Origin of the sequence: Moorena sp. SIO3I8, assembly GCF_010692325.1 — a bacterium.
Classification (GTDB): Bacteria; Cyanobacteriota; Cyanobacteriia; order Cyanobacteriales; family Coleofasciculaceae; genus Moorena.
The window spans coordinates 1-3,638 of record NZ_JAAHHW010000239.1 but is presented as its reverse complement, the minus strand read 5'-3'; the positions used below and the strand labels follow the sequence as shown (position 1 = coordinate 3,638).

General features: G+C 45.5%; 3 protein-coding genes. 2 read left to right on the top strand and 1 reads right to left on the bottom strand.

All coding sequences use genetic code 11. The annotated features are described in order from the left end of the window. Positions 1–417: peptide chain release factor 1 (locus tag F6K51_RS35545; protein WP_293030436.1), on the bottom strand; the 417-nt coding region annotated here is incomplete at its 3' end. A gap of 70 nt (positions 418–487) precedes the next feature. Between F6K51_RS35545 and F6K51_RS35540 the strand changes: the two genes are divergently transcribed. Then, positions 488–1,405, top strand: coding sequence for a histone deacetylase (locus F6K51_RS35540; protein ID WP_293030432.1), 918 nt, complete (start codon positions 488–490; stop codon positions 1,403–1,405). A 136-nt stretch (positions 1,406–1,541) separates the two neighbouring features. Further along, positions 1,542–2,693: a glutamate--cysteine ligase gene (gshA, locus tag F6K51_RS35535; protein WP_293030429.1), complete on the top strand. Its 1,152-nt coding sequence runs from the start codon at positions 1,542–1,544 to the stop codon at positions 2,691–2,693. Positions 2,694–3,638: the final 945 nt, after the last annotated feature.

The window sequence follows — 3,638 nt, the reverse complement described above, 5'->3', positions numbered from 1 at the left end:
CCAATAACGCCAGTAAGGACGACCTTTCCAAAAGACCCCTAGGATTACTCCAATCACAGCATTCATGGAAAACCCAACTAACCCAAAAGGGATGGGAAGTTGGGACTTGAGCAATAAACCGACGATAAGGCAGAACACTAAAGCCCAGAGACTAGAGGTCTTCAGGAATACCTGAGACTGCCAACGTTCACAAATATAGACTCCTAACACCCCAACTCCTATAGCCGCAGCCATAAACCAGATGATTGCTAGGGGTCTAGAAAATAGTAGCCGCGAGACGGGGCGGAAAGTTTCTGATTGAGTCAAGACCCATATCAACAGGTTCTCTAGAGCAACTACCAGCACAGTGGTCAAAGCAGCTACTTTCGACAGAGGTAGCCAAGGCTGTTGCTTAAAAGTATTCCAAGGGTCATTCATGCTATGCTTCCTTTGACTTGGTTGATGATTATAAAAAAAAGTGTAGCGAGCTGGAAAACCCTGTCTGATCATGAACTTGCCAATCGTCTATCACCAGGACTATGTTGCACCTCTGCCAGACGGGCATCGCTTTCCCATGCCTAAATTTGGGAAACTCTACCAACTACTGCTACAAGAAGGCATTGCCACTTCTCAACAATTCCACACTCCAGACCTTCCCCCACTCGATTGGCTCCACCTGGTTCACACCCCCGCCTATGTTCAAGCTTACTGTCAAGGTACCCTTGACCCGAAAGCTGTGCGACGCATTGGCTTACCTTGGAGTCCAGCTTTAGTCAAGCGTACTTGTACTGCCGTAGGTGGCACGATTCTTACTGCTAAACTAGCCCTGAGTAAAGGGTTAGCCTGCAATACTGCTGGTGGTACCCATCATGCTTTTCCCAATTATGGCTCAGGTTTTTGTATCTTTAATGATTTAGCGATCGCATCTCGTGTCCTGCAACAACTGGGACTAGTGCAGAAAATTCTAATTGTTGACCTAGATGTCCACCAAGGAGACGGTACCGCCTTTATCTTCCAAAACGACCACAGTGTCTTCACCTTTTCCATGCACTGTGAAGTCAATTTCCCTAGCACTAAACAAAAAAGCGACTTAGACGTTCCCCTACCAGAGGGAATAGATGATGATGCCTATCTACAAACCCTAGCCAAGTATCTTCCGGACTTACTCTCAGGATTCAAACCCAATTTAGTCCTCTACGATGCTGGAGTTGACCCCCATGTAGAAGACCACTTGGGCAAATTAGCCTTGACCGACACAGGAATCTACCGTCGGGATATGCAAGTGTTGAGTACCTGTGTAGCAGCGGGCATCCCAGTCGCTAGTGTTATTGGTGGTGGCTACGGAAATGATTTCGATGCCCTGATCTATCGCCACTCTTTACTTTACCGTGCTGCTCTTGAGGTCTATCGCCAGTTTAAGCTTTAATGGCAAACTAAAGAAGGAGGAATTCTTTGGTCGTAATTTATAAGATTGATAGCTAGATATAGGTAGATAAATTCCCTATAGCTATGGCCAACACTACTCCCCACTCCCAATTTACCATTCCCCATTAGAAAAAACTGTGCTGCTATCCAAAGGCTTTGAAGTAGAAATGTATACCGGCACTCCCGAAGGGGATATTGTCGGTTTTTCCGATCAGATTGTGGCATCCCTCGACGGATTTGTCCGAGAGCCAGATCAGCGCCATGTCGAATATACCACTGCTCCTTTATGTTGCTATGACCGTCTCTTATGTGCCTTAGTGCGTCCTCGACAGCAGCTGCGACAGTATTTAAAAAGCTTGGGTCACTATACACTAATTCCTGGCAGTACCCTGTCCTTAGGTGGAAGCGATCGCTTTTACATTTCTGACCCCAATAATCCTTACTATTCCTACATTGAGACCACCTACGGCACTAAAGTTGTCACTGCCAGCATCCATATCAATGTGGGCATCTCTGACCCAGAAATCCTGATGAGAGCTTGTCGTCTAGTGCGAATGGAAGCTCCACTGTATCTAGCCCTGAGTGCATCTTCCCCCTTTCTGGACGGTAAAACCACTGGCTATCACTCCACCCGTTGGGGAATGTTTCCCAAAACTCCCTGTGATGTTCCTTTATTTGAAAGCCATCGTCACTTTATCCAGTGGACTGAACAGCAACTCGCTGCTGGTACCATGTTTAATCTCCGTCATCTGTGGACCTCTGTGCGCCCCAATGGCAACCGACGCCCCTATGATCTCAACCGCCTAGAGCTGAGAATCTGTGATTTAATGGTCGATCCCATTGCCCTGTTATCGGTTATGGCACTATTGGAAGCACGCCTGATCCAACTGATTGATGATCCCAGCCTTGACCCCCTGGAGATAAGTACAATACCTGCCAACAACCGTTCCGCTGACTTGATTGCCCTCACAGATGCCAATGAAGTGGCTGCGGCTAAATCCAGTTTGGATGCCCAACTGAGGCATTGGCAGGATGGCAGACTAATTCTGGCAAGAGATTGGATTGAGGAACTTTATCAAGAGGTTTGGCCGGTAGCGAAAAAACACGGTTTTAGTTGCTTCCTCTCACCAATTAAGAAAATTCTACGGGAAGGAAACACCGCTTCGCAATGGTTACAACTTCATGGAGTGGGTTTTGAGCCTCGCCAAGTGATGATTCAAGCCATTAAATCCATGGCTGAGCAAGAGTCGCAACTAGAAGATCAACTGTGCCAGTCCCTGGTAGCCTAACTTCCTGGCGTTGCGTCAGTCTTCGAATGAATAGGAGTAGAGTGGGCATCCTGCCCGCACCTAAAAACTCTTAAAATCATTCCATTATTAAGCAACGCCTTTGTTATTAAATTCAACTTAAACAATTAAACTTGTAACTACGAGGGTAGGGCAAATCCTCATTCGCCCTACCCTCTGATTACGAGGCCATTTTTTATGAATTTTTATAAAGTTTTTATAGTTTTTGTAAAGAAAACCGCCTTAATTGAATAATTTTTTTGCCAGGTGAAATGGTTTGAAATATAAGAATATTTAATATATGGTTCAACAAAAACTAATATAAGAAAAACATATGTGATCTATATCACTAGGTAGAGGGAATCTGAAATACATACAAAACTAGAGACCTTAGCTATGCCTATAGTACTATGACCTAAGATCTATATCGAATGCTCCTCGAACCTGAATCCCTTGAACTCATTCAAATAAATCTTTCCTGACACCCCTTCGCCCACACCCCACACCCCACACCCCACACTCAGTCAAGCGTTCAAGCTACTTGTGACCACTTAAAAAACCAATAGGCGATCGCCTATTGGTTTTTTAATCAGGGGTTTTAGACCCAGATTTGGTATGAATATAGATCACGGTCAAACGTGTTAAGGGTTTCTTGACACTGATACTTTTAACCCGGACAAATCGTGACATCCTGGACGTTTATTACGTCTGCGGAGTCAGATAAGCTGAGTACTACATCCCCGACACTGTCAAGGAAGGTGGTAATTACGGTCGATGCCTGGTATTATCCAGGGCACCTCCGCTCCAGAACCGTGCGTGAAGTCGGGTAAGGTTTGTAGATTACTCTACTCCCCTCCCCTAAGAACCGGACTTGACAGTTACCCATCATCCGGCTCAAGCCTTACTTCAAGCCTTCTGCTTGGTTTTCTTTTTGCCATGAAGAAGCTT